Annotated in this window: 22 protein-coding genes; 11 read left to right on the plus strand and 11 right to left on the minus strand. The window is 67.5% G+C overall.

Annotation, left to right across the window (positions count from 1 at the left end):
* Positions 1-31: 31 nt before the first annotated feature.
* Genes CFB52_RS00865 through CFB52_RS00880 form a run of 4 tightly spaced genes read right to left on the minus strand, consistent with a single transcriptional unit; the run spans position 32 to position 3,576 of the window.
* Positions 32-679 (minus strand): class I SAM-dependent methyltransferase, encoded by a 648-nt coding sequence (locus tag CFB52_RS00865; protein ID WP_099315939.1) that lies wholly within the window; start codon positions 677-679, stop codon positions 32-34.
* Positions 680-689: 10 nt separating this feature from the next.
* Positions 690-1,412: a WbqC family protein gene (locus CFB52_RS00870; RefSeq protein WP_089464449.1), complete on the minus strand. Its 723-nt coding sequence runs from the start codon at positions 1,410-1,412 to the stop codon at positions 690-692.
* Positions 1,409-2,794 carry an FAD-binding oxidoreductase gene (locus tag CFB52_RS00875; RefSeq protein WP_059580638.1) on the minus strand — a complete coding sequence of 462 codons (1,386 nt, stop codon included), beginning with the start codon at positions 2,792-2,794 and terminating at the stop codon, positions 1,409-1,411. The genes CFB52_RS00870 and CFB52_RS00875 overlap by 4 nt, the downstream gene beginning before the upstream one ends.
* Positions 2,791-3,576: a class I SAM-dependent methyltransferase gene (locus CFB52_RS00880; protein WP_059580641.1), complete on the minus strand. Its 786-nt coding sequence runs from the start codon at positions 3,574-3,576 to the stop codon at positions 2,791-2,793. The genes CFB52_RS00875 and CFB52_RS00880 overlap by 4 nt, the downstream gene beginning before the upstream one ends.
* Positions 3,577-3,981: 405 nt before the next feature.
* Here CFB52_RS00880 and CFB52_RS00885 point away from each other — a divergent pair, with 405 nt between their 5' ends.
* From CFB52_RS00885 to CFB52_RS00900, 3 genes are all read left to right on the plus strand, one after another.
* Positions 3,982-5,769 (plus strand): tetratricopeptide repeat protein, encoded by a 1,788-nt coding sequence (locus CFB52_RS00885; protein WP_099315940.1) that lies wholly within the window; start codon positions 3,982-3,984, stop codon positions 5,767-5,769.
* 241 nt (positions 5,770-6,010) lie between these two features.
* Entirely contained in the window at positions 6,011-8,209 is a 2,199-nt protein-coding gene (locus tag CFB52_RS00895; RefSeq protein WP_099315942.1) for a glycosyltransferase family 41 protein, read from the plus strand.
* The gene (locus tag CFB52_RS00900) at positions 8,206-10,692 is read left to right on the plus strand and encodes a tetratricopeptide repeat protein (RefSeq protein WP_099315943.1); all 2,487 of its coding nucleotides are present in this window, start codon (positions 8,206-8,208) and stop codon (positions 10,690-10,692) included. The genes CFB52_RS00895 and CFB52_RS00900 overlap by 4 nt, the downstream gene beginning before the upstream one ends.
* Positions 10,693-10,931: 239 nt before the next feature.
* On the opposite strand, the gene CFB52_RS00905 is transcribed toward CFB52_RS00900, so the two are convergent.
* The 3 genes from CFB52_RS00905 to CFB52_RS00915 form a co-directional block, all read right to left on the minus strand.
* The gene (locus CFB52_RS00905) at positions 10,932-11,228 is read right to left on the minus strand and encodes a flagellar protein FliT (protein WP_059580649.1); all 297 of its coding nucleotides are present in this window, start codon (positions 11,226-11,228) and stop codon (positions 10,932-10,934) included.
* A gap of 33 nt (positions 11,229-11,261) precedes the next feature.
* Positions 11,262-12,680 (minus strand): flagellar filament capping protein FliD, encoded by a 1,419-nt coding sequence (fliD, locus tag CFB52_RS00910; RefSeq protein ID WP_089464457.1) that lies wholly within the window; start codon positions 12,678-12,680, stop codon positions 11,262-11,264.
* Between the two features lie 194 nt (positions 12,681-12,874).
* Complete coding sequence (locus CFB52_RS00915; protein ID WP_059580654.1) at positions 12,875-13,693, minus strand: flagellin domain-containing protein; 819 nt, start codon at positions 13,691-13,693, stop codon at positions 12,875-12,877.
* Positions 13,694-14,235: 542 nt separating this feature from the next.
* Between CFB52_RS00915 and rpsU the strand changes: the two genes are divergently transcribed.
* Positions 14,236-14,448, plus strand: a complete 213-nt coding sequence (gene rpsU, locus CFB52_RS00920) for a 30S ribosomal protein S21 (RefSeq protein WP_006401410.1) — start codon at positions 14,236-14,238, stop codon at positions 14,446-14,448.
* A 169-nt stretch (positions 14,449-14,617) separates the two neighbouring features.
* On the opposite strand, the gene CFB52_RS00925 is transcribed toward rpsU, so the two are convergent.
* Complete coding sequence (locus CFB52_RS00925; protein WP_059580657.1) at positions 14,618-16,741, minus strand: TonB-dependent siderophore receptor; 2,124 nt, start codon at positions 16,739-16,741, stop codon at positions 14,618-14,620.
* A 229-nt stretch (positions 16,742-16,970) separates the two neighbouring features.
* On the opposite strand from CFB52_RS00925, the gene CFB52_RS00935 reads away from it, so the two are divergent.
* Positions 16,971-18,206, plus strand: a complete 1,236-nt coding sequence (locus tag CFB52_RS00935) for a PepSY domain-containing protein (protein WP_099315945.1) — start codon at positions 16,971-16,973, stop codon at positions 18,204-18,206.
* A gap of 140 nt (positions 18,207-18,346) precedes the next feature.
* On the opposite strand, the gene CFB52_RS00940 is transcribed toward CFB52_RS00935, so the two are convergent.
* Positions 18,347-18,949, minus strand: coding sequence for a DNA-3-methyladenine glycosylase I (locus CFB52_RS00940; RefSeq protein WP_059580665.1), 603 nt, complete (start codon positions 18,947-18,949; stop codon positions 18,347-18,349).
* 142 nt (positions 18,950-19,091) lie between these two features.
* Between CFB52_RS00940 and CFB52_RS00945 the strand changes: the two genes are divergently transcribed.
* Positions 19,092-19,973 (plus strand): BadF/BadG/BcrA/BcrD ATPase family protein, encoded by an 882-nt coding sequence (locus CFB52_RS00945; protein ID WP_060008812.1) that lies wholly within the window; start codon positions 19,092-19,094, stop codon positions 19,971-19,973.
* A gap of 263 nt (positions 19,974-20,236) precedes the next feature.
* Entirely contained in the window at positions 20,237-21,061 is an 825-nt protein-coding gene (locus CFB52_RS00950; RefSeq protein WP_099315946.1) for a Cof-type HAD-IIB family hydrolase, read from the plus strand.
* Positions 21,062-21,191: 130 nt separating this feature from the next.
* Here CFB52_RS00950 and aqpZ read toward each other — a convergent pair whose 3' ends face one another.
* Positions 21,192-21,935, minus strand: coding sequence for an aquaporin Z (gene aqpZ, locus CFB52_RS00955; RefSeq protein WP_006489324.1), 744 nt, complete (start codon positions 21,933-21,935; stop codon positions 21,192-21,194).
* 299 nt (positions 21,936-22,234) lie between these two features.
* Between aqpZ and CFB52_RS00960 the strand changes: the two genes are divergently transcribed.
* Positions 22,235-22,531: an H-NS histone family protein gene (locus tag CFB52_RS00960; protein ID WP_021162849.1), complete on the plus strand. Its 297-nt coding sequence runs from the start codon at positions 22,235-22,237 to the stop codon at positions 22,529-22,531.
* A gap of 103 nt (positions 22,532-22,634) precedes the next feature.
* Here CFB52_RS00960 and CFB52_RS00965 read toward each other — a convergent pair whose 3' ends face one another.
* Positions 22,635-23,699 carry a glycosyltransferase family 4 protein gene (locus CFB52_RS00965; RefSeq protein ID WP_059578080.1) on the minus strand — a complete coding sequence of 355 codons (1,065 nt, stop codon included), beginning with the start codon at positions 23,697-23,699 and terminating at the stop codon, positions 22,635-22,637.
* A gap of 665 nt (positions 23,700-24,364) precedes the next feature.
* Between CFB52_RS00965 and flhD the strand changes: the two genes are divergently transcribed.
* From flhD to motA, 3 genes are all read left to right on the plus strand, one after another.
* Positions 24,365-24,685, plus strand: a complete 321-nt coding sequence (gene flhD / locus CFB52_RS00975) for a flagellar transcriptional regulator FlhD (protein WP_059578082.1) — start codon at positions 24,365-24,367, stop codon at positions 24,683-24,685.
* Between the two features lie 92 nt (positions 24,686-24,777).
* Entirely contained in the window at positions 24,778-25,332 is a 555-nt protein-coding gene (gene flhC / locus CFB52_RS00980) for a flagellar transcriptional regulator FlhC (protein ID WP_059578085.1), read from the plus strand.
* Positions 25,333-25,523: 191 nt separating this feature from the next.
* Positions 25,524-26,384: a flagellar motor stator protein MotA gene (gene motA / locus CFB52_RS00985; protein WP_060310200.1), complete on the plus strand. Its 861-nt coding sequence runs from the start codon at positions 25,524-25,526 to the stop codon at positions 26,382-26,384.
* The last annotated feature ends 7 nt before the right edge of the window (positions 26,385-26,391 follow it).

The raw sequence follows: 26,391 nt of genomic DNA on the forward strand, positions 1-26,391 counted from the left end.
GTTCGGCCGCGCAGCTTGCGCGCGGCACCGCTCAGATGTCCTTGCGGACGAGAATCGTGAATTCGTACAGGCCGTAGTCGTGCAGCAGCGCGACGTGGCGCGAAAAGCGGCGCTTGCAGCGATCGAACAGCGCGCACGGGTCCGCGTAGTACAGGAGGTCCGGGCGCATGAACGGCGGATCGGAATACGACGTCAGGCAGTTGAACGCGAAACCCAGCCGGCTCGTCGCGTGCAGCGTGTCGAGCGTCGCGTGGATGTAGTCGAGCCACGCGTCGTCGCCGTGACCGCGCCTGACGTTGAAGATGCCGGATGCGATCCCGTAGTCCGACGGGGCCTGCGGCTGCGCGCCGACATGAAACGTGACGTTCGCGTCGTCGCGGTAGCGCTGCCGCGCGGCGTCGACCATGTCGGACGAGATGTCGTAGCCCGCATACGCGAAGCCGTCCGGCAGCGCGCGCGCCTTCAGGAAATCGACCAGCGCGCCGTAGCCGCAGCCGATATCGTTCACCGAGTGTCCGCCGGACGCGGGCAGGATTCTGGTCAGTTGTTCGAAGCGCAGGAACTGGCCGGATTCGCCGTTCCAGTCGACCCCACGCGCGGTCGCGCCGTGCTCCGCCAGCCGCGCGCTGTAGTACGCGGCCACTTCTTCCAGCAGGCTCGCATGCCGGGATTCGCTCATGGACATCACCTCAATCTTTCGAGGTCAGCGCGTACCGGCGCGCTTCGGGACCGCAGTTGAACAGCACGTCGAGCACCGTCACGCCGTGGACGAAATCGCCCCACTGCTGCGGATACTCGGGATAGGCCGGATAGTCGAACCAGCGCACCGCGATGCCGGCATCGGCGAACAGGTTCTCGTCGAGGTAGCTGCGCGCGGCCGGGCCGGACAGGTACTCGGTCGCGCCCGCCTGCACGCACAGGTTCAGCAGCTTCTCGGTGCGGTCGCCGTGCAGCGCATAGTCCGACGTCGACGACACGCGCGTGCCGATCTCCAGTTGCCGGAGGACCCACGTCAGCATCGCGACATTCAGCTCGCTCAGCATCCCGTAGGTGCGGCCGGTGTAGAGTGCCTCGAGCTCGTCCGCATAGCGCGCGAAGTGCGGCGCGCGCGCGTAGTTCTGCTGCAGGGCCTTCCAGTGCAGCGGCGCCCAGTCGGCGCCGTCGATCTCGGTTTCGCGGATCGACTGGTGATACTTGCCCTTCACCTTCACCGGCACGCTCAGCCATTGCACGCCCTGCGGCGTCTTGATCTGGTTGCGGTTGCGCCAGTCGCGGCGCGTGTACTGCGCGTCGTCGTAGAGGATGAACTCGTCGCTGGCGGCGATCAGGTCGAAGTAGCCCTTCCACGGAATGTAGTTGGACTGGACGATCGCCACCCGCTTCGCGTCGCGGTTCATGGTCGCACCGCTCATGCCGGAATGTGGCCGTACCGGTACATGTCGACGAGCTCGGGCGGAATGCCCCAGTCCGTTGCGCCCAGCTTGTCGTGCAGCGCCTCCAGGTCCGCGCGCATCGCGTTCCGGAGCTGGTCGACCATGCGGTTGCGCGCCGGCACGAAGTCGTGCTGGTACGCGGCATTGATCTGATGGCGCACCGTCTTCGCGATCGCGGCCTCGCGCGTCATGTTGCGGATCAGCGGGCGTTCGGGCGCCAGTTCCGCGTAGCGCGGATCGATCGGCTCGCCGCGCATCGCCGCGACGAGATCGCGGCACAGTACCGGCGACAGGTGGAAGCCGTCGCGCTTGGTGCCGCCGAGAATCCACAGGTCGCGCACGCTGGTTTCGCCGAACAGCGGATACAGGTCGGACGTCGTCGGCCGCCAGCCGACGTTGACGTTGACCAGGTTCGCGCGCGAGAAGCGGGTGTTGATCTGGTCCATCGCCGACTTGAGCAGCGTGTACGCGCTGCCGGCGTGGCCGTGCTCGTGCGGCACCGGGCTGATGTAGTTGCTGGCGCCGACGAGGGTCCGGTCGGGCCCGTACGGCGCCGAATACACGCCGCACGCGAGGCCGCGGTTGGTCGTGCGCACGCAGTGCGTGTGCACGTTCTCCGCGCTCTGCAGTTCGATCGACATGCCGATGCCATAGAACATCCGCTGCACCGGCAACTCGGGCAGGCTCGCCTGCAGCACGCGCGTCACGTTGGCGCCGTTGCAGAGGATGAAGCGGTCCGCGCCGAGCACGCCACCATCGGACAGGCGCGCCCCGGTGACGCGTCCGGCCGCGGTCTCGAGCCGCTCGACCTCGGCGTCGATGAAGCGCACGTTGCCGGCTCGCGCGACCGACTCGGTCAGCGCGTCGAGAAACTGTTTCGGATTGACCCAGCCCTCGCGCTTCAGGAAGACCGCCTTCAGCGCGCGATAGCGCGGGTCCGGATGATAGTTCGGGATGCCTGACGGATCGACCGCCTCGCAGGGCTCCTCGAATTCGCGGCAGAACCGCTGCATGGCCGCGAAGTTCTCGTCGTCGAGTGCGTCGGTCGCCGCGTTGTTCAGCACGAAAGTGCCGAAGCCGTACGCGATCGCGCGCTCCGGCGTGCAGATTTCGGCGAATACGGCGGGCCAGGCTGCCGTCGCACCGCGGCTCAGTTCGAACTTGAAGCGGTCGATCGGCGTGCCGAGCGAATCGCCTTCCAGTTCGGTGAACGAATTGAGCATCGCCGCCGCGGCGCGCGTGGCCGAGCCGGGCCGATGCGCGTGGCCGACGATCACGAGCTCGACGCCCGGGTCGGCCTGCTGCCATGCGCGGGCCGTCATCAGGCCAAGAATGCCGTTGCCGAGGATCGCGATCTTCATTTGCGTGCGCCCCCGCCTTCGGGGAATGACAGGTAGCAGAGCGACGGATAGGCCGCCGCCTTGTGGATCTGGTGCGGACGGTTGCCGAGCAGGTCGCGCAGGTAATGGATACCTTCCGCAGGCAGCTGGCCGCCGCGGGTAAGCTGCCAGAACGCGACGACGCCGCCGGGCACCAGCCGCTCCATCACCGCGTCGAACGCGTGCCGGGTCGGCTCGATCACGTTCAGGTCGAACCACGCGAGCGCGACCATCTCGCCGGGATGCGCTTCGTCGAACGCCGCCAGCGTGTCGCGGCAATCGCCTTCCCACACGTGGTGCTTGTCATGCACGTGCCCCATCGCGTTGCTGCGCTCGTGCAGGTTCAGCAGCTTGCGCAGCAGGTCCGCGTACTCGCCGGACAGCGAGTACGTGCCGTCGGAGAACAGCTTGCGGTCGCGCGTGTCGTGCTCGGCGAAGCCCGTGTAGCCCGTGAACGTATCGAATGCGTGGATGCGGCGCTGGAAGTTCAGCGGTTCGAGAATCGCGCGGAAGTTCTCGCACAGCACGGCGGTCTGTCCGCGCCACGTGCCGAGATCGAGGATCGCGCCCGGCAGCGGCACGATTTTTTGATAGATCTCGAAGGTCGCGAGAATGCGTGCGAGGAGCGAGCCGCGCACGAACAGGCCGAGCGACCGTTCCAGTTCCTCGCGCGTCGCGGGGTAGGTCTGCATCAGGTCGAACAGTTCGCGGCGCGCCGCGAGCTGATCGCCATCTGCGTTGGTGATGATCGCTGATTCGTGCATACACAGGGCTCCAGGCACAAAGGGTGTGACCGGACGAGCGCGCGTCGGCGCGGCGGCATCGGAATGCGCAGCCGTCCGAGCGTCGCAGGTCGGACATCTTTCTGCGATCAAGTCTAGCGAGCGCCGCCAGGATCGAATGTCGGATTAGCGGGTGGTTTCACCCCGCATTTCGATGGATTCGCGGCTGTCCGGCGCGAATTCGGGGCACCCGCGGGCGTGGCTCGCAGTAGCGGGAATAGCGACCAATTCCAGCACTTGCTCGCCAGATTGGAACGCGGCGTGCGCGAGGAGAATTCGGACACGTCGGAGACCGTCGGTGCGTGCGTCCGCGGGCGAAGGCGTGCGCCGACGCAGCGGAGCCGGCCGCGATTCGAATCCGTATTGGCTACCAGGACGACATAGCTCATGATGCCCACCTCCCCCGCCGCCGCCACGATCGAACAGGCGCTGGCACACCATCAGGCCGATCGGCTGGAAGAGGCCGAGACGCTGTACCGGCAGATCCTCGACACCGATCCCCGGCACGCGGACGCGCTTCACCTGCTCGGCCTGATCGGCCATCGGTACGGGCGCTATCAGGAGGCATCCGACCTGATCATGGCGGCGATCGAGATCAGGCCGGACGCGATGTACTACTACAACCTCGGCAACGTCATGCAGGCGGACAATCGTCACGCCGCCGCCGCCGAGTGCTTCCGTCTCGCAATCGAGCTGCGGCCCGACTACGTCGATGCGTACAACAACCTCGGCAACGCGCTGCGGCTCGCCGGCGACGCCCGCGCGGCCGTCGATGCGTTCTGCCACGCGATCTCGCTGAAGCCGGACAACGGCCAGGCCTACAACAACCTTGCGAATGCGCTGTTCGACGTGAACGAGATTCCGGCCGCGCTCGAGGCTTACCGGCACGCGGTGGCGCTGCGCCCCGAGCTGCCGGAGCCGCGCAGCAACCTGCTGTTCGCGAGCCACTGCAGCGAAGCGTTCGACCACGACGCCTATCTCGCCGAGGCCGCGCGCTACGACGAAGTCGTCACGCGCTGCGCGACGCCGTGGACGGACTGGCTCGTCGACCTGACCCCGCGCGCCGGGCGGCCGCTCAAGGTCGGCATCGTGTCTGGCGACCTGAAGGCGCATCCGGTCGGCTATTTCATCGAGAGCATGCTCAAGCATCTCGACGCGAACCGGATCGAGATGCATGCGTACCCGACGCGCGACGTCGAGGACGACGTGACCGCCCGCATCAAGCCGGCCTTCGCGACGTGGACCTGCATTGCCGGCCTGAGCGACGAAGCGGCGGCCGCGCGCATCCGTGCGGACCGCATCGACGTGCTGCTCGACGCGGCGGGCCACACGGTCTACAACCGCCTGCCGCTGTTCGCGTGGAAGCCGGCGCCGCTGCAGGCGAGCTGGCCCGGTTATTTCGCGAGCACCGGCGTGCGCGCGATCGACTACGTGATCGGCGACCGTCACGTGCTGCCGCCCGCCGAGGCCGCGCACTTCACCGAGCGGCCGTGGCATCTGCCGGACAGCTATCTGTGCTTCACGCCGCCGGCCGAGCCTGTCGACGTCGGCGCGCTGCCGATGCTCGCGAACGGCCATCCGACCTTCGGCTATTTCGGCAAGCTCGCGAAGATCACCGCTCACGTCGTCGCGGTCTGGTCGCGCGTGCTGCAATCGGTCGCGGGCGCGAAGCTGTTCGTGAAGGCGGAGCATCTCGACGATCTGCGCGAGCAGCAGGCGCTTGCCGCACGTTTCGCGGCGCACGGCATCGATGCGCGGCGCCTGATCCTCGAAGGCCGCTCGCCGCGCGCCGAATACCTGGCCGCCTACCGGCGCGTCGACCTGATGCTGAGCCCGTTCCCGTATCCGGGCGGCACGACGACCGCCGAAGCGCTGTGGATGGGCGTGCCCGTTCTTTGCCGGCGCGGCGAGCGCTTCCTGTCGCACATCGCCGAGAGCCTGCTGCATTCGGCGCGGCTGCCCGAGTGGATCGCGGACGACGACGACGCGTATGTCGCGAAGGCGGTCGTGCAGGTCGGCCAGCCCGCCGGGCTGGCGGCGCTGCGCACGACGCTGCGCGCGCAGGTGCTCGCGTCGCCGCTGTGCGACGCGCCCCGCTTCGCGCGCCACTTCGAGGACGCACTGCACGGCATGTGGGCGCAGCACGTCGAAGCTGCGGCGGGCGCATCCGTGTGAGGCCGCGCACGACGTGACGTGCGGGGTCATTTCCACGCCGGCGGCAAGCGGAACATGGTACCCGTCGCGCCGAACATCGCGTCGGCCGGCGTGATCGTCGTTCCGACTGGCGGCGCGTGCGCGACGCCGTCGTCGGGATGGCGCGCGACGGGATGGCGGCGCCGGCCGTGACGATCGGGCACGGCGGCAGGCTGATCGACTTCGGACGCGCACCGCATCCCTATTGAGCAGAGCAGACGAGATGGACGGAACAGGACAGGCATTGCAGGCGGCGCTCACGCATCATCAGGCGGGGCGTCTCGCGGAAGCGAAGACGCTGTACGACGCGATCCTCACCGCGCAGCCGGGCCAGCCGGACGCGCTGCATTTCCTCGGGCTGCTGGCGTGCCAGTTGAAGCAGTACGACGCGGGGCTCGCACTGATGGAGCAATCGCTCGTCGAGCGGCCGGACGCGTCGTACTTCAACAATCTGGGCAACATGCTGCGCGAAAGCGGGCGGCTCGACGACGCCATCGCGCACTATCGGCGCGCGGTGGCGCTGCGGCCGGACTATCCGGAAGCGCACAACAACCTCGGCAACGCGTTGCGCGACGCGCGCGAACCGACGGCCGCGATGCAGAGCTGCGTGCGCGCGATCGAGCTGCGCCCCGGTTACGCGCAGGCGTACAACAACCTCGGCAACGCGCTGCAGGATCTGGGCGACCTCGACGGCGCCGCCACGCATTACGGCCGCGCGATCGAGCTGGACGCGTCGATGGCGATGGCCCACGCGAACCTGAGCGCCGTGCGTCACAAGCAATTGCGCTGCGCGGAGGCGCTCGCGCATGCGCTGGACGCGATCCGGCTCGCGCCGAACCTCGGCGACGCACACAACCACGCGGGCAACGCGTACCACGGACTGAACCGGCTCGACGACGCGCAAGCGTGCCATCGCACGGCGGTCGCGCTGAATCCGGCGGACGCCGGCGCGTGCCACAACCTGTCCGTCGTGCTGCTGAAGCTGCAGCGGCTCGACGAGGCGCTCGTGTATTGCCGGCAGGCGTTGCAGGCCGGCCCGCCGGCCGTGTTGATGCACGTCAATCTCGGCGACATCCTGCGCGCGCAGGGCAACGTCGATGCCGCGGTCCACGCGTATCGCGATGCGCTTGCGCTGGTGCGCGACGACGCCGACGACGTCGCGGCGACCGTGCTGAACCGGCTGCTGTTCAGCGCGGCGGCGTCCGCTTGCGTGAACCCCGCCGACTATCTGGCCGACGCGCGGCGCTACGGCCGGCACCTGGCCGCGCGTTCGACGCGCCATGCGCACGATCCGCGCGAGCGGGCCGCGCGCGCGCAAGGGCGGCCGCTGCGCGTCGGCTTCGTGTCCGGCGACCTGCGCCTGCACCCGGTCGGGATCTTCCTGGAAAGCGTGCTTGCGCACCTCGAGCGCACGCGCATCGACCTGCGCGTGTACGTGACCACGGACGACGAGGACGCGATCACCGCGAAACTGAAGCCGCACGCGAACGGCTGGCGCTCGATCGCCGCGCTGGGTCCGGAGGCGGCCGCGCGGATGATTCACGACGACGAGATCGACGTCCTCGTCGACCTCGCGGGCCATACGCAGTCGAGCGGGCTTCCCGTGTTCGGCTGGAAACCCGCGCCGGTGCAGGCGAGCTGGCTCGGCTTCTTCGCGTCGACCGGCTGCGACGCGATCGACTACTTCATCGGCGACCGCTACACGCTGCCGGATGCCGAAGCGCATCACTTCGTCGAGAAGCCGTGGCGGCTGCCGGACAGCTTCCTGTGCTTCACGCCGCCGGCCTGCGACGTCGAGGTCGGCCCGCTGCCGATGGCGGCGAGCGGCCATCCGACGTTCGGCTGCTTCGGCCAGCTCGTGAAGATCGGCGACGACGTCGTGCGCGCGTGGTCGCGGATCCTGCACACGCTGCCGGACGCGCGGCTGCTGCTCAAGGCGCACGAGCTCGGCCGCGACGGCGTGCGCGATGCGACCGTCGCGCGCTTCGCGCGGCATGGCATCGACGCGGACCGGCTGATCCTCGAGGGCGGTTCGCCGCGCGCGGAATACTTCGGCGCATACAACCGCATCGACGTCGCGCTGAGCCCGTTCCCGTATCCGGGCGGCACGACCACGGCCGAAGCGCTGTGGATGGGCGTGCCGGTGCTCGGGATGAAGGGCAGCCGGTTCGTCACGCACATTTGCGAAAGCGTGCTGCACGCGGCGGGCATGGGCGAATGGGTCGCTGACGGCGAGGACGCCTATGTCGCGAAGGCGATCGCGGCGATGCGCGATCGCGAGCAGCTCGCGGCGCTGCGCGCCGGGCTGCGCGCGCAGTTGCTCGCATCGCCGTTGTGCGACGCGCGCCGGTTCGCCGCGCATCTCGAAGCGGCGTTCGTCGCCATGTGGCAACGCTATACGAACTCGGAGCAGGAAGCATGAACGATATCCACGACACGCTGCAGTCCGCGCTGGCGCATCATCAGGCGGGGCGTCTCGCGGAAGCGAAGACGCTGTACGACGCGATCCTCACCGCGCAGCCCGGCCAGCCGGACGCGCTGCATTTCCTCGGACTGCTGGCGTGCCAGTTGAAGCAGTACGACGCGGGGCTCGCACTGATGGAGCAATCGCTCGTCGAGCGGCCGGACGCGTCGTACTTCAACAATCTGGGCAACATGCTGCGCGAAAGCGGGCGGCTCGACGACGCCATCGCGCACTATCGGCGCGCGGTGGCGCTGCGGCCGGACTATCCGGAAGCGCACAACAACCTCGGCAACGCGTTGCGCGACGCGCGCGAACCGACGGCCGCGATGGAAAGCTGCGCGCGCGCGATCGAGCTGCGCCCCGGCTACGCGCAGGCGTACAACAACCTCGGCAACGCGCTGCAGGATCTGGGCGAGCACGAGGCGGCGGCGGCGAGCTACGCCAAGGCGGTCGCGCACCAGCCGCAATACGCGGAGGCGTACTGCAATCTCGGCAACGCGCTGCATGCGCAGGAGAAATTCGACGAGGCCGCGGATGCCTATCGTCGCGCCATCGCACTGCAACCGGGCCTGCGCGTCGCGCACCAGGGGTTGAGCGCGACGCTGCGCGCGGCAGGCGATCTGCGGGGGGCGGTCGACCATGCGCGCGAGGGACTCGATCCGGGCGACGCGGACGCGCACTGCGTACTGGCAAGGCTGCTGCAGCGCATCGGCGATTTCGACAAGGCGCTCGAACTGCTCGAGCAAGCGGTCGCGATCGACCCCGCGCATGCACGGGCATGGGCATGGCTCGGCGATTTGCGCAACCAGCAGGGCGAATACGGGCAGGCGGTGCAGGTGTGCCGGCACGCGATCGAGCTTGATCCCGAACTGGCCGACGCATACAACTTCCTTGGCTTCGCGTATCACAACCTCAACTTGCTGGCCGCCGCGGAGTTGAGCCACCGGCATGCGATCGACCTGAACCCGGACGATGCCGACGCGCATCACAACCTCGCCGCCGCGCTGTTTCGGCTCGAGAAGCTCGACGAGGCGATGAAGCATACCGAGATCGCGCGGAAGCTCGGCATCGATCCGCTGAAGGTGCAGATGACGCTCGGCGACATCCTGTGGGCGAAAGGGGATCTCGCCGGCGCGCTGGATGCGTTCCGCTCGGCGATCCGGCACGACCTGCATCGCGCGTACTCGCGGATGCTGTTCAACATGTCGAGTTCGCCCGCGTTCGAGCCGCAGGAGTGGGTCGCCGAAGCGCGCCGCTACGGCGAGCATCTCGAGCGCGACGCGCGTCCGTTCGAGCACGACCGCGCGCAGCGCGTCGCGCAGGCGCAGGGGCGCCCGCTGCGCGTCGGCTTCGTGTCGGGCGACCTGCGGCAGCACCCGGTCGGCATCTTCCTTGAAAGCGTGCTCGCGCGGATCGACCGGTCGCGCATCGAGCCGCATGCCTATGTGACGTTCGTCGGCGAGGACGATGTGACGGCGCGGCTCAGGCCGAACTTCGCGAGCTGGAAGAAGGTGGTCAGTCTGGGCCGCGAGGAAGCCGCGCAACTGATTCGCGACGACGGCATCGACATCCTGATCGACATGGCGGGCCATACCAACTGGAGCGGCCTGCCGATCTTCGGGCACAAGCCCGCGCCGGTGCAGGCGAGCTGGCTCGGTTTCTTCGCGACGACCGGGTGCCGCGCGATCGACTATTTCATCGGCGATGCGTATACGCTGCCGGCCGACGAGGCGCATCACTTCACCGAACGGCCGTGGCGACTGCCGGACAGCTACCTGTGCTTCACGCCGCCGCCGTACGATGTCGCGGTCGGCCCGCTGCCGATGGCGGCTCATGGCGGCATCACGTTCGGCTGCTTCGGCAAGCTGATCAAGATCAGCGACCAGGTCGTCGCGCTGTGGTCGCGCATCCTGCACGCGTTGCCGGACGCGCGCCTGCTGCTGAAGGCGCATGAGCTCGGCGCCGGCGACGTGAACCAGGCGACGCTCGACCGCTTCGCGCGGCACGGCATCGGCGCGGACCGGCTGATCCTCGAAGGCGGCTCGCCGCGTGCGGAATACTTCGCCGCATACAACCGCATCGACATCGCGCTGAGCCCGTTCCCGTACCCGGGCGGCACGACCACGGCCGAAGCGCTGTGGATGGGCGTGCCGGTGCTCGGGATGAAGGGCAGCCGGTTCGTCACGCACATTTGCGAGAGCCTGCTGCACGCGGCGGGCATGGGCGAATGGATCGCGGAAGACGAGGCGGCGTACCTCGAGAAGGCCGTCGCGTTCGCGCGCGACCGCGACGGGCTGGCGACGCTGCGTGCAACGCTGCGCGAGCGCGCGCTGGCGTCGCCGCTGTGCGACGCGTCGCGCTTCGCACGCAACCTCGAGGACGCGCTGCACGGCATGTGGGCCCGCTACGCCAGCGGCGACACGGCGCCCCGGGACGCGTGACGAGCGGGATCGCGCCGCGGCGGGAAGCCGCGCGCGCATCGTCGGGCCGCCCGCCCGGGATGATCGAGGCGGCCGTCGGGCGGGCGACGCGGGCGTGGCCGGCGCGATCCGGCTCGCACGCCCGCCCGCAGGCGAAAAAAAAGCCGCATTGAAGCGGCTCGACGGTACGGCGACGACGGACCGCTCGACTGGCGGCGTCTTTTAATTCGAAATGCGCGGCGGGCGAGACGCCCGGCCGGTCACAGCATGCCGGCTTTCTGGTACTGGCTCGCGGCCTTGATCCGCTCCTGGGACTGCGCAAATTCCGCGGCCAGGCGGTCACGGTCGGTCTGCGCATGCTCCGTGATCGACGCGTCGATGGCCATGATCTGCCGCACGCGGTCCAGCGCGTCTGGCGTCTGCTCGCCGGACAGGTTCATCAGCAGCGGCGAGCGTTCGTCGGCGAGGGCCGCGACGCGCACCCAGTCGCGTGCGTCGGCCGCCGACTGCATGGCACGGGTCAGGTCGAAGGCGCGGGACAGGGTGTCGTTCGTCATGGTTCGGCTCCGAAGGGGCGGTGCGGCCAAGGCTTACTTGTTGTTGGCCAGCGCGCCGGCGCTGTTCTGGCCGCCGAACAGCTGGGTCAGGTAACGGGTGTTGTTCGCCATCGTCGCCATCAGCGTGTTCAGCGCGGTGAACTGCGCATTGTATTGCGTGGTCAACTGGTCCGAGTAGCTCTGCAGCTGCGTCGCCTGGGCCTGCACGCTCTTCAGGTCGGCGTTGATCGCGTTGGTGCGCTGATCGATCAGGCCGGACGTCTGCGTGTACGAGTTGATGTTCGCATTGAGCGCCTGGGCGACGCCATTCGTCTGGTTGAAGATCGCCGCCACCGCGGAGCCGTTCGACTTGAGCGCGGTGGTCAGCGCGGCGGTGTCGACCGACATCGCGCCGGTCGAGTCCACGTTGATGCCGATGCTGCCGAGCGCATAGGTCGTGCCGCCCGTCGTGACGCCGCTGCTGAGCGTCGTCGCGAGCGTGTTCCTGATCGTGTTCAACATCGCGTCGCCGAGCAGCGGGCCGGCGGTCTTCGCCGTCGGGTCGTAGCTCGACAGCGATTTCGCGGTAGTCACGAAGTTGGTATACGCGGTCGCGAAATTGTTGATCGCGGTCGTCGCCGCGGCCGTGTCCTGCGACAGCGTGATGGTTTGCGTCGTGCCGACAGCGGCCTGCGACAGCGCCAGCGTGACGCCCGTCAGCGCGCCCGACACGTTGTTCGACGCGCTCGACACCGGCGTGCCGTCGATCGTCAACTGCGCGTCGGCGGCCGGCGTGACCGTCGTGTACCCCGACGTCAGTTTCGAATTGACGCCCGTGCCCGTGATCGAGATCGTGTTGGCCGCACCGGTGAGGTTCGACTGCATCACGAGATGCTGGCCGTCCGAACCGGTGATGACCGATGCGGTGACGCCGGCATTGCCGGACGCCGAGTTGATCGACGACGCGATGTCGGACAGCGACGCGCCGGCCGCCACGTTGACGTTGAACGCGGGGTTGCTGCCGAACGTGATGCTCAGCGAGCCGGCCGAGATCGTGTCCGCCGCCGTCACGCCGGCCGACGACAGCTTGTTGGCGGTCGCGAGCTGCGTGACATTCACCGAATACGAACCGGCCACCGCGCCGCTGCCGCTCTTGATCGACGTCGTGATGCCCGTGCCGCTCGCCGTCGCGGCCAGGCTGCTGAGCGTGGTGCCGTTCGAGAGGCCGGTGAGCGCAGTCTGCAGCGCGGACAGCGCACCCTTCAGTTGGCCGATGGCGGACAGCTGCGTATTGTCGTTCGTCTGCCGGGTCTGCAGGGTCTGCAATTGCCCGGCCGTCTTCGCGTTCACCAGTGTCGTGACGAGCGTGTTGACGTCGAGCGACGAATTGGTCGCGCCGCTGATGATCGATTGACCTGCATTCGCCAGGATGGTGCTGATGTCCGTGCTGCTGACGGGGGTCGTGGTGGCCATGCCGTTGCTCCGGTCGTCCGCGCAGTCGACGTGCGCGATGCGGCGGGGCGCCGCGGTTCAATGCAAAGAGGGAGGCGCGCCTCCCTGGAGAATTCTGATCAGGGCGGTTGCGGCGGAGTCGCATCGAGTGCCGATGGCGACGCCGCCGTGCCCGGAGGCGGACGGGCACGTGGCCCGCCGCGGGTGCTGCTCGATTAGCCGAGGAGCTTCAGGACTTGCTGCGGCAGCGAGTTCGCTTGCGCCAGAACCGAGATACCAGCTTGTTGCAGCACTTGCGCCTTGCTCAGGTTCGCCGTTTCCGTCGCGAAGTCCGCGTCGGTGATCTGCGAGCGAGCCGCGGTCATGTTGGTTGCCTGGGTTTGCGTCGTCGAGATCGCAGCCTGGAACGTGTTCTGTGCTGCGCCGAGCGTTGCCTGGAACGTGTTGACTTGCTTCAGTGCCGCGTCGATCGCCGTGATCGCCGATTGCGCGCCCGACTGGGTGGCGACGCTCAGGGTGTTCACGCTCATGCCCGTGCTGTTCCAGTTCGCCGTGCCGAAGTCGACGGTCACGACCTGGTTCGCTGCTGCGCCGATCTGGAACGTGACGCTGCCGGCGCCGCCCAGGATGGTCTGGCTGTTGAACGTCGTTTGCGATGCGACACGGTCGATTTCGCTGAGACGCGTCGACACTTCAGCTTGCAGGTTCGCGCGAGCGCCCGAATCCAGCGAGCCGTCGCCCGCTTGTTGCGCCAGCGTACGGATACGCTGCAGGTTGTCGACCGTCGATTGCAGCGCGCCGTTGGCGGTCTGGATCATCGAGATGCCGTTGTTCGCGTTTGCAACACCTTGCGTCAGCGCATTGATTGCCGCCGTTTGCGACGTCGAGATCGCCAGGCCTGCTGCATCGTCGGCAGCGGTGTTGATGCGCTTGCCCGACGACAGGCGGTTGATTGCTTGCGACAGTGCGCTTTGCGAGCCCGACAGATTCGTCTGCGTCGTCAGCGAAAGGATGTTGGTGTTGATGTTCAGCATTTGCTTCCTCGTTTTGGAAAATGCCTGGGATACAGACAGGTTCTGATTTCGGCGTTGCGCTTTATCGCGACTGGCGCTGCCCGCCTTTCCTGGTTGACGGCGGCACCCGGCGAAAACTTTAGAGGGATGCGCAAGGAAATTCGGGACCGAAGGCGCGGTTCGCCGCGACGTCCTCGCCCGGCATGGCCCGCAGCGATTCCCGGCCGACCGCGCGCCGGCCTCGCGGGGCGGCATGCGCGGCCGCGTCGCACGGGGCGACGAGCCGGGATCAACAAAAGGATGGTTTTGTCTGTGATTTCCTGCTATGATGGCGGGCTGAATTGAGATTTCTGTCACGCCTTTGCCGTTTTCGGCATGTCTGCTGGCAGTCAAACGCGGCGCTGCACGCGGTTGTGAAGCGTACTCGCGGTGCTTTCCGCCTCTCTTTTCCGGCCTCCGAGGCCGTATTTCCGCTCGTTTCGCCTGTTGTGGGAACGCTCGGATGGCCGGTGCGTGGCGCTTGGCCGCTACGTTTTTGACCGTTTAAGCAATTTAGGAACGACATGACGACGATTCTTCTGAAAGAAAACGAGCCGTTCGAAGTGGCGATTCGCCGCTTTCGTCGCGCTATCGAAAAAAATGGCCTGATCGCTGAACTGCGTGAGCGCCAGTCTTACGAAAAGCCGACCGCAGTCCGCAAGCGCAAGAAGGCAGCAGCCGTCAAGCGTCTGCACAAGCGCCTGCGCAGCCAGATGCTGCCGAAGAAGCTCCACTAAGCGCTTCTGACGGTTCGCCGCGAAACGGCGGAGTGTGCCTCGAAAGAGGCCGCTCCGCCGTTTTGCTTTTGCCGGTCGGGAAAATCCCGAGGCCGGGGCGGTGAGGTTCCGCCCCGGCCGCTGCCGACGCGCGGCGGCGGGCGGGCCTTGCGGCTGCCCGCCGCGGCGTTCAGAAGTCGATCTTCGCGCTCAGGCTGACCGTGCGCGGGTCGCCCGGCTTCACGTAGTCCGCGTACTGGTATTCCCAGTAACGACGGTTCAGCACGTTGTCGATCGATGCGCGTAACGTCACGTCGTGGCGGCCGACCCGCGTCAGGTAGCGCGCGCCCGCGTTGACGACGAGAAAGCCCGGCGCGTCGAGGCCGCCGGCCGCCCGCAGCGGCGTCGCGCCGGTGAATTTCGCGTCGACGCCGAGTGTCAGCCCCGGCACGCCAGGCACCGCATAGCCGACTTCACCGGCGAGCACGAAGCGCGGCGCGCCGGCAACCCGGTTGCCGTTGTTGCCGATCCCGTTCGCGTACCACGCGTCGAGCAGCATCGCGTCGAAGCCTGCATTCCAGTGCGCGCCGAATCTCGCGCGCGCGCCGACCTCGATCCCTTGAATGATCGATTCGCCATCCTGCACGTAGACGTTCGCGGCATTCGCGTATTCGGCGCTGCGCTCGATCCGGAACAGCGCGGCCGTCGCGCTCCAGCGTGCGTGCTCGCTCTTGATCCCAAGCTCGTACTGCTTGCTGCGCAGCGGCTTGAGCACCTCGCCCGCGTTCGCATAGACGTCGTTGACGCGGCTGCCGGGCTCGAGCGATTCGGCGTAGCTCGCGTACGCGGTGGTGGTCGGCGCGAGCTTGAACATCACCGCGAAGGTCGGCGTCACCACGCCGTTCTGGCGATAGCCGGGATCCTCGGCGCCGTTCGCCTGAAACGAGCGCTGCTCGTAGTTCATGTAACGCACGCCGGCGAGCACCGACCAGCGCTCGGTCAGCTGCACCGTATCGCTCGCGAACAGCGATTTCTGCACGATCTCGCTCGTGCGGTACTGGACGAAGCCGTGCGGGCTCTCGTAGCGGTACGGGTTCGGCGCGTAGAGATTGCCGGCGCCGAGCGGCACGAACACGCTGTTCGCCGAATAGTCGTTCGCCTGCTTCTGCCACGACGCGCCGAGCACGATCTGGTGGCTGAACGGGCCCGTGCGCACCTTGCCCTCGACCATCGCGCGCCATTGGCTGAAGCGGTGATCCTCCATGCCGACGTAGCGGCTGTCGGTGTAGTTGCCGGCCGCGTCCTGCAGGTACAGCGTGCTTTCGTTGCGCCGGCGCGTCGCCTTGCTGTAGCTGTACGCGACGTCGAGCTGCCAGTCGGGCGCGAGCTGGTATTGCAGCCCGGCCGTGTAGAGCTGCAGGTTCGTGTTCAGGTACTGGTCCTTGCCGCCCAGGTTCGTCGACCCGCCGCTGATCGTGGCGGGCAGTGCGCCGCCCGGATAACTGCCGGTGAAGATCGACGGCGTCTGGCCGGTCGTGCGGCGGTCCTGGTACAGCGCGCCGAACGACACGGAGAGGTCGCGCGTCAGGTTCGCCTGCAGCGCGAGCGACACGCTGTCGCGGCGGATGTTGCCGTCGTTGTACGTCTTGCCTTCCTCGTGCGTCGCATTCAGCCGCGCGCCGAACATGTTGCCGGGCCCGAAGCGCTGGCCGAGATCGACATGTTCGGTCCACACGTTGGTGCTGCGGTAGCCGATGTCGACGCTGCGCACCGGTTCGGCGCCCGGCTGCTTCGTCACGTAGTTGACGACGCCGCCCGGCGTCACGAAGCCGTACAGGAAGCCGCCGAGCCCCTTCAGCAGCTCGACGCGCTCGAGCTGCTCGTAAGGCATCGTGATGCCGTACGTGACGAACGGCAGCCCGTCGATCTTGTAGCCGTTCTGCCAGTCGAGCTGCATGCCGCGCACGGTCAGGTAGCTGGCCCACGCGCTGTACGCGCCGCTGTTGTCGGACACCGACGCGTCGTTCGCGAACACGTCGCCGAGCTTGTACGGCTGACGCGCCTCGAGCTCTTCCGACGTGACGATCGTGGTCGAGAACGGCGTGTCGAGCTGCCGGCGTGTGCCGAGCGCACCGGTCGAGATCGTGTCGGTCAAGTGTTGCGGCGAATCGTGCGCGGCCGTGATGTTAAGGGCTGGCAGCAGCGCGGCGTCGCCCGGCGAATCGTCCGCATGCGCGAGCGAGGCGGCAAGGCAGGCGAGGGCGGCGACGACGCGGCGTGGACGGACGGGAGGGCGGGCAAGGCTGACGGTCATGGCGAGCGAGTAAAAATGCGAGTAAGAATCATTCGCATTGCGTTAAAATGTCGCGCATCGTATCAAAACCCGCCGAACGCGCAACAATTCCATGCCGCGCACAAGGGCATCCGGCCTCGTCCGACTGGGCCGGATGGCCGTTGCGCGGCGCCCGACCTGAAATGAACCGCAACCCGTCGACTCGGGGCCGCCGCTCGTGCCGGCCCGCTTTCCTTTCGCTGCGCACGCGATGAATGCGCTCCTGCGACCGTTGCTCGTGCGCCTGCACCGCTGGTTCGGGCTTGCCATCGCGCTGTTCCTGTTCGTCGCGGGGCTCACCGGCGCGCTGATCGCGTGGGACCACGAGCTCGACGCGGCGCTGAACCCGGATTTCTATACCGCGCGCAGCGGCGCGGCGCCGCTTGCGCCGCTCGAACTCGCGGCGCGCATCGAGGCGGCCGATCCGCGCGTGCAGGTGACCTATCTGCCGCTCGCGGTCGAACCGGGGCACACGCTGCAGGCGGGCGTGACGCCGCGTACCGATCCGGCGACCGGCCAGCCGTACGCGCTCGGTTTCAGCCAGATCGCCGTCGATCCCGCGACCGGCGCGGTGCAGGGCCGCCGCGAATGGGGCGCGCCGTCGCTCGCGCGGCTCGACCTGATGCCGTTCATCTACCGGCTGCACTACTCGCTGTTCCTGCCCGTGTACGGCGGGATCAACTTCGGGTTCTGGGTGATGGGCGTCGTCGGCATCGTGTGGGCGATCGACAGCCTGATCGCGCTGGTGCTCGCATTTCCGAACCCGAAAAGCTGGCGCAAGTCGTTCGCGTTCCGCGTGCGGCGCGGCGGCTATCCGCTCGTGTTCGACCTGCATCGCTCGGGGGGCGTGTGGGTGTGGGGGCTGCTGCTGGTCGTCGCGGTCACGTCGATCTCGATGAACCTTGCCGTTCCGGTCGTGCGCCCGCTGGTCTCGCTCGTTTCGCCGCTCGCGGAAACGCCGTATACGAATCCCGAGCATTTCCCGCCGGCCCCGCCGGGCAGCCAGGTGCTGCCGCGCGAGCGGATCGTCGAGATCGCGCGCTCGGCCGGACGCGACGCGGGCCTCGCCGCGCCGCCGGGCGCGCTGTTGTTCGCGCCGGCGATGAACGCCTATGCGGTCGGTTTCTTCACGCCGGGCAACGACCATGGCGACGTCGGGCTCGGCAATGCGTGGCTGTACTGGAATGCGGTGACCGGCAAGCCAGTGGCGGCTCAGGTGCCGGGCCGCGGTTCAGCCGGCGACCTGTTCATGCAGGCGCAGTTTCCGCTGCACTCGGGGCGGATCGCCGGTGTCGCCGGACGGGTCGCCGTGAGCGTGCTCGGCATCGTGATCGCGATGCTGAGCGTGACGGGCGTCTGCATCTGGGTGAAGAAGCGCAGCGCGCGCGTGCGGGCTGCGCGGAGTGCGCGGCCGGGCGTGCCGGCGTCGTCGCGGGCGGCGCGGTAAGGGCGGCGCGGTAAGGGCCGAGCGGTAAGGGCCGAGCGGTAAGGACTGAGCGGCAAGGACCGAGCGGCAAGCAGTACGCGCACGGTGCAACCAACGCGGGCCAGCGGCGCGGCGCCTGCGCCCAGCGTGTGCCTGCGCCGTTAGCCCGCCTTGCGCCGGCGTGCCGGCTGCTTGCCGCCGAGCGCCGCACATTGCGCATGGCACGGGCAGCCGGCTTCGTGATCGTTGACCATGCCGGTCGCCTGCATCAGCGCATAGCAGATCGTCGAGCCGACGAACTTGCAGCCGTACGCCTTCAGCGCCTTGCTGAGCGCGTCGGACTGCTCGGTCGAGGCGGGCGCGTCGCGGTACGACTGCCACGCATTCTGGATCGGCGTGCCGCCGACGAACGACCACAGGAACGCGGCGAGCGACCCGTGCTCTTCGCGGATGCGCTGCACCGCGCGCGCGTTGGTCACCGCCGATTCGACCTTCGCGCGGTTGCGCACGATGCCCGGGTTTTCCAGCAATTTCTCGATGTGCCGGGGCGTGAAGCGCGCGACGGCGTCGACGTCGAAATCGGCGAACGCCTCGCGATAGCCCGCGCGCTTGTTCAGGATCGTCGACCACGACAGCCCGGCCTGCGCGCCTTCCAGGATCAGCATTTCGAACAGGTGGCGATCGTCGTGCGACGGCACGCCCCACTCGGTATCGTGATAGTGAGCGTCCGCTTCCGTCTTCACCCAGTTGCACCGCTGCGACATCGTCTGCCTCGTTTTCAGTGTCGATTCGATCGCGCCAGCATAGCGGAAGCCCTTTTGGCGAGATAGCCGGCCGAACGGCAGATGGGCGCGCGGCGCCGATCCGGTTAAGCTTGGCGCCTGTTCGAATCAGCGGGATGAAGGCATGGCTGCATTACTTTTTGCGATCGGCATCGACGGCGGCGGCACGGGCACGCGCGCGGTGCTGGCTGACCGGGCGGGGCGCGAGCTCGCGCAGGGGCGCGGCGGCCCGTCGGGGCTCGGGCTCGGCATCGAGCGGGCATGGGCGTCGATCGGCGCGGCCTGCGCGGATGCGTTCACGCAGGCCGGTCTCGCGTTCGACTGGTCGCAGTGCGCGCTCGGTTGCGGGCTCGCCGGCGTCAACAACGCGGCGTGGCTCGCCGCGTTCCGCGCGCAGGCGCCGCTTGGCGCACTGGCGATCGAGAGCGACGCGTACACGACCGTCGTCGGCGCGCATGGCGGCGCGCCCGGGCTCATCGTCGCGCTCGGCACCGGCAGCATCGCGGCGGCGCTCGATGCGGCCGGCGCGTGCCGGATCGCGGGCGGCTTCGGCTTTCCGTCCGGCGACGAGGCGAGCGGCGCGTGGCTCGGCGTGCGTGCGCTCGCCTACGCGCAACAGGCGCTCGACGGCCGCGTGCCGCGCGACGCGTTCGCCGCGGCGCTCCTCGCGGAAACGGGCGCGCAGGATCGCGACGCGCTGGTCCAGTGGTCGTGCGACGCGAACCAGACGATCTACGCGCGTCTCGCGCCCGTCGTATTCGCGCATCGCACGCATCCGGTTGCGCGCGCGCTGATCGCGCAGGCCGGCGACGAGATCGGCAAGATGATCGACGCGCTCGATCCGCAGCAGGCGCTGCCGGTCGCATTGTGCGGCGGGCTGGCTGACGCGCTCGCGCCGGCGGTGCCGGCGCGGCACGCCGCGCGGCTGCGCGCGCCGCTCGACGATTCGGCGCACGGTGCGCTGCGGCTCGCGCTCCAGGCGTTGCGGGCGGCGGAGGGCGGCTAAGGCGAGCGCCTAAGGTGAGCGACTAAGGTGAGCGACTAAGGTGAGCGGCTAAGGCGAACGGCTAAGGCGAACGGCTAAGGCGAACGGGGCGCGCGGCGGATGCCGCGCCGCCGCAGCCGCCGCAGCCGCCGCAGCCCGCCGCAGCCCGCGCCAGCCCGCCTCAGCCCCCCAGGCCGCGCGTGCCCGGCAACGGCCCGGCGCGCTGCCGGGTACGACGTTAAAATGGCGCTTCCTCCGTGCCGCGCGCGCCACTCTCCCGCCCCATGTACAAAGTCATCGCCACCGATCTCGACGGCACGCTGCTGAACAGCGACCACCAGCTCGACCCGTACACGATCGACACCGTTCGCCGGCTCGACCGCGACGGCGTGCAATTCGTGATCGCCACGGGGCGCCACTATGCGGACGTCGCCGGCATTCGCGACGTGCTCGGCATCCGGCCGTACCTGATCACGTCGAACGGTGCGCGCGTGCATGCGCCGGACGACACGACGATCCACGCGCAGGACGTCGACGCGGCGATCGTTCGCCGCCTCGTGCAGCCCGAAGTCGCCGGCGCGCACGGCCGCGTGATCGTCAACCTGTTTACCAACGACGGCTGGCTGATCGACCGCGAAGCGCCGCACCTGCTCGAATTCCATCAGGATTCGGGCTTCCGGTACGAGGTGATCGACATGGCCGTGCATGACGGCGCGGCTATCGCGAAGGTGCTGTATATCGGCGAACCGGCCGATCTGGCGGTCGTCGCCGAGCAGATGCGCGTGCTGTTCGGCGATGCGCTGTACGTCACGTACTCGCTGCCCGACTGCCTCGAGGTGATGACCGCGAACGTGTCGAAGGGGCGCGCGCTGCGCACGGTGCTCGCGCGGCTCGGCGTCGATACCGGCCACTGCATCGCGTTCGGCGACAACATGAACGACATCGACCTGCTCGAAACCGCCGGTCATGCGTTCATGATGAACAACGCGAATCCCGACCTGATCGCGCGGCTGCCGCACATTCCGCGGATCGGCAACAACTTCGACGCGGGCGTCGCCCGCCACCTGCGCACGCTGTTCTCGCTCGAAGACGACGTCGTCGCGTCCTGAGCGCCGGCCCCGTGCGCGTTTGCCGCGTGGAAATGAAAAACGGGCGCCAGGGGCGCCCGTTGAAATTGCCTGCCTCGATGTTCTTCGACAGCGTGAGGCTCGCTGCTCTGCTCGCTTGACCCCGTAGTGTTTATTCGCTTGTGCGAGCTGATGCGGGCAGCAGGTCGACGGCGTCGTCACGCCCGGCGACCAGCGGATAGATGATTCCGGCGAGCACCGCGCCGATCAGCGGCGCGACCCAGAACAGCCAGAGCTGGCCGATCGCGTCGCCGCCCACGAACAGCGCCGGGCCGGTCGAGCGCGCCGGGTTCACCGACGTGTTGGTGACGGGAATCGAGATCAGGTGAATCAGCGTCAGGCACAATCCGATCGCGATCGGCGCGAAGCCGGCCGGCACGCCGCGCTTGTCGGTCGCGCCGAGGATCACGAACAGGAAGAAGCCCGTCATCACGACTTCGCAGATGAACGACGCGGCGAGCGAGTAGTGGCCGGGCGAGCGATCGCCGAAGCCGTTCGTCGCAAAGCCGCTGCCGACCACGTCGAAACCCGGCTTGCCGGTTGCGATCAGGTACAGCACGAACGCGCCGAGCGTGGCGCCCACCACTTGCGCGACGATGTACGGCGCGAGATCGCGTGCCGGAAAGCGGCCGGCGACCGTCAGGCCGACGCTCACCGCCGGGTTCAGGTGGCAACCGGAGATGTGGCCGATCGCGAAGGCCATCGTCAGCACGGTCAGGCCGAACGCGAGTGCGACGCCGGCAAAGCCGATACCGAGGCCCGGAAATGCGGCGGCCAGCACGGCGCTTCCGCATCCGCCGAGCACCAGCCAGAACGTGCCGAATACCTCTGCAGCGAGACGCTGAGAAAGATTCATGTAGGGACCTCGCTCGAGTGGGTTGAAGACCCGGGGCGACGCAACGGATTTATTAGGTCGTCCGGAATTGGTCTGGATTATAGGAAATGAATCGGGCCCGGGAGGGTAAACGATTGTTAAATTTGAATGGCCGACGAATGCCTTTTATTAGAATAAGTCCGCATTCTCGATATAGGCGATTCGGTTAAAGATGGCAGCATTAATTTCGAAGGGCAGGGCGGCAGTGCGGATGACGTAACGGATGTTGGTGTCCCGGCCCGATTCGCCGGGGCCGCATCATCGAAAAGGGGAGTCGAAAAATGTCTCAATACGCGAAACTCAAGGCGCAGATCGCCGATCTGCAGGCTCAGGCGGACGACGTGCGCCGCCAGGAAGTGGCGGCGGTGATTGCCGAAGTCCAGCAGAAGATTGCGGAATATGGGCTGACCGCCCAGGATCTGGGCTTCGCGGAGCGGGCGAAGCGCGGGCGCCCGCCGAAGAAGGCGCCGCTGCCGCCGAAATACCGTGATCCGAAGTCCGGTGCAACCTGGAGCGGGCGCGGCAAGCCGCCGAATTGGATCGTCGGGAAAAACCGCGATCGTTTCCTGATCGAATGACCGTAAGCCAAATAGAAAGAGCCGCATCGTCGATGCGGCTCTTTCGTTTTACGCGCCGATTTCGGCGCGGTTTTTACAGCGCATTTCCCGGCGGATTTCCGTGTCAGGCGCCCGCAACCCGGCGCAATGCCGGCTGCTTGGCGGCCGCGCAAAGCGATTCGTAGGTTTCGACGTAACGCCGCGCCATCGCCTTCGCGCTGAAGCGCGTGTCGAACCGTTCGCGGATCGCGGTGCGCGACAGGCTGTCGATCCGGTGCAGCGCGCCGACCGCGCCCTGCACGTCCTCGACGATGAAGCCGGTCACGCCGTCCTCGATCACTTCCGGCACCGAGCCGCGGTTGAACGCGACGACCGGCGTGCCGCAGGCCATCGCCTCGATCATCACCAGGCCGAACGGCTCCGGCCAGTCGATCGGGAACAGCAGCGCCTTCGCGCCGGACAGGAACGCGGGCTTTTGCGCTTCGTTGATCTCGCCGATGAATTCGACGTGCGCCTGGTCGAGCAGCGGCTCGATCACTTCCTTGAAGTAGTCGGCGTCGGCCTTGTCGACCTTCGCGGCGATCTTCAGCGGCAGCCCGCTTTGCGCGGCGATGCGGATCGCGGTGTCCACGCGCTTTTCGGGACAGATCCGGCCGAGGAACGCGAGGTATTCGGGCTTCACGTCCGGCTGCGGCGTGAGCAGCGTGTCGGGCAGCCCGTGGTACACGGTGCCGGCCCACGCGGCCTGCGGCAGCGGCTTGCGCTGGTTGTTCGAGATCGACACGACCGGCGAATCGGGGAACGCGTCGAACACCGGCTGCAGCTCCGGCAGGTCGAGGCGGCCGTGCAGCGTCGTCACGTACGGCGTGTCGAGGCGCGACATCAGCGGGAACGGCAGGTAGTCGAGGTGGAAGTGCAGCACATCGAATTCGTGCGCGACCCGGGCGACCTGCTCGAGGAGCCGCATATGGGGCGCCATCGAGTCGCGGACCGACGGGTCGAGACGCAGCGCGCGCGGCCACGCCGCCTCAAGACGGGCCGACGTGACGGAGTCGCCGCTGGCGAACAGCGTCACGTCATGGCCGAGTTCGACGAGCGCCTCGGTGAGATAGGACACGACCCGCTCGGTGCCGCCGTAGAGTTTCGGCGGGACGGCTTCGTAAAGCGGCGCGATCTGGGCAATTCGCATGGATGTTCTCCAGTGTCGATCCGGGGGGCGCGCTGGCGCCGATGGGGATCCCGTACAAGGTGGCGGAACTCGCCGACGCACGCGCTTCGCGGTACGTGGCCGGGCCCTGGGCGGGTGCGCGGGGCGCCGGACGGCAAGCTGCGGGGCGGGCCGGCACGGCTCGCGCTGCCGCCCATTGGAGTCCATTATCGATATCGCCCTGAGGGGTTCGAGTGTTTTTTCAAACACTTAAGGCTTGTTACACGATGAAATACGCGAAAACCCCGAGAAAAAGGGCACGGAATCATGAACCGAGATAGCCTCGACTATTGTTGCGCTATCGTGAAAAACCACTATAATTTTTACCGATCCGATTGCCGGCGGCCCTGCTGGCGAGCCTTCTCCCACCGGCGCGGCGGGCATCGGCCTCCTCGCAACCGAATCCGCGTTGCAACCCGTTTTTCCAATAGCGCCTTTCAATCGGCCTTGTCAGAAAAATTCCTACACGGTTTACAGACAAATCCTGCATGGCATACGCCACTTCGCTGATACCGACATAAATCCCGTTTGGCCAAAATTCGCCCTGTAAGACTATAAACGAGCCGACTGAGCGCCTGGTGCGCACTGATCGAGCAAACGTTTTCATAACATGAATGGCCAAAGCAACGCTCTTTAACGGGGGAATCATGGGCACCACCAGCGAAATGCTCAGTGAGATCAAAGAGGTCAACCTGTCGTACCTCCTCCTCGCGCAACGACTGCTGCGGGAAGACAAGGCGATGGGTATGTTCCGCATGGGCATTTCTCAGGAACTCGCCGACGTGCTCGCCAACCTCACGCTCGCGCAGACCGTGAAGCTGGCCGCGTCCAACCAGATGCTGTGCCGCTTCCGCTTCGATGATCACGCGCTGCTGTCGTCGCTCGCCGACAAGGGCCGCAGCGATGTCGTCGCGCACGCCCACTCGGCCATCCTGATGGCCGGGCAGCAGGTCGAAGGCGTCCGCTGATCCATTCCGCCTTGCGTTCGTCCCGGCGCGCCGCGCCGGCCGGCGGCGTATTGGCCATTCATTCGAACAACGTCAAGCGGACGGTTATCACCATGGCAAGCAAAAGCGTCGTGATCGAGGTGAAGGAAATCACCCTCGCCATCGAACTGATCGAACTGGGCGCCCGGCTGCAGCTGCTGGAGGCGGAGACGAGCCTGTCGCGGGACCGTCTGATCAAGCTGTACAAGGAACTGAAGGGCGTGTCGCCGCCGAAGGGGATGCTGCCGTTCTCGACCGACTGGTTCATGACGTGGCAGCCGAACATCCACTCGTCGCTGTTCTACAACATCTACCGGTTCATGCAGGACCACGGCCGCTGCGAGCCGATCCAGTCGATCGTGAAGGCGTACCGGCTCTATCTGGAGCACGTGAACCTGTCCGGCGACGAGGCCGCGCTGAGCCTCACGCGGGCATGGACGCTGGTGCGCTTCTTCGATTCGGGGATGCTGCAGATGACCCCGTGCACGCGCTGCGGCGGCCATTTCGTCGCGCATGCGCATGATCCGCATCAAGGTTTCGTGTGCGGCCTGTGCCAGCCGCCGTCGCGCGCCGGCAAGACGCGCAAGGCCGCCGCCGCGCGCGCCGAACTGGCCGCCGCCCTGGCCTGAGCGCCGCGCCGGGCAACGCCGGGCGGGGCGCGAGCGTCGCACGGGCGGCGCCCGCGGGCCGCGCGAATCGTCCGCGCACTGCTGGTAAACACCGTCGGGCCGCCGCCGGGCGGCCGCGAAAGTTTTCCTGCCGACTGCCGTAAACCTGTTTAACGGCGGTCTTCCCGCCGGTCTTTCGTGAGGGACAGGCAGTGCTGATTATCGTGGGAACACTCGTGACGCTGTTGTCGGTCTTCGGCGGTTATGCGCTGGCGGGCGGGCATCTGGGCGCCTTGATCCAGCCCATCGAGGTCCTGATGATCGTGGGCGCCGGCGTCGGCGCGTTCATCCTCGGCAACGGCGGCAAGACCATCAAGGCCACGCTGCGCGTGCTGCCGACGCTCTTCAAGGGCTCGAAATACACGAAGGACGTCTATATGGAGCTGATGGCGCTTCTTTACGTGCTGCTCGCGAAGGCACGCAAGGAAGGCACGCTGACGCTCGAGGCCGACATCGACGATCCGGAAAAGAGCCCGATCTTCACGCAATACCCGAAGATCCTCGCCGATCACCACATCGTCGAATTCCTGACCGACTACCTGCGCCTGATGGTGGGCGGCAACATGAACGCGTTCGAGATCGAGAGCCTGATGGACGAGGAGATCGAGACGCACCACGCGGAAGGCGAAGGCCCGGCACATGCGCTGATGCGCGTCGGCGACGCGATGCCGGCGTTCGGGATCGTCGCGGCCGTGATGGGCGTCGTCCACACGATGGCCTCGGCCGACAAGCCGCCCGCGGTGCTCGGCGCGATGATCGCGCAGGCGCTGGTCGGCACGTTCCTCGGGATCCTGCTGTCGTACGGGCTGATCGGGCCGCTCGCGAGCCTCGCGGAGCAGCGCGTGGCCGAGTCGACCAAGATGTTCCAGTGCATCAAGGTGACGATCCTCGCGACGCTGAACGGCTATGCGCCCGCGATCGCGGTCGAGTTCGGCCGCAAGGTGCTGTTCTCGACCGAGCGCCCGTCGTTCTCGGAGCTCGAAGAGCACGTGCGACGCGTGAAGGCGAAGTGAGGCGGAG

This window comes from Burkholderia sp. AU18528 (assembly GCF_002223215.2).
GTDB lineage: Bacteria > Pseudomonadota > Gammaproteobacteria > Burkholderiales > Burkholderiaceae > Burkholderia > Burkholderia semiarida.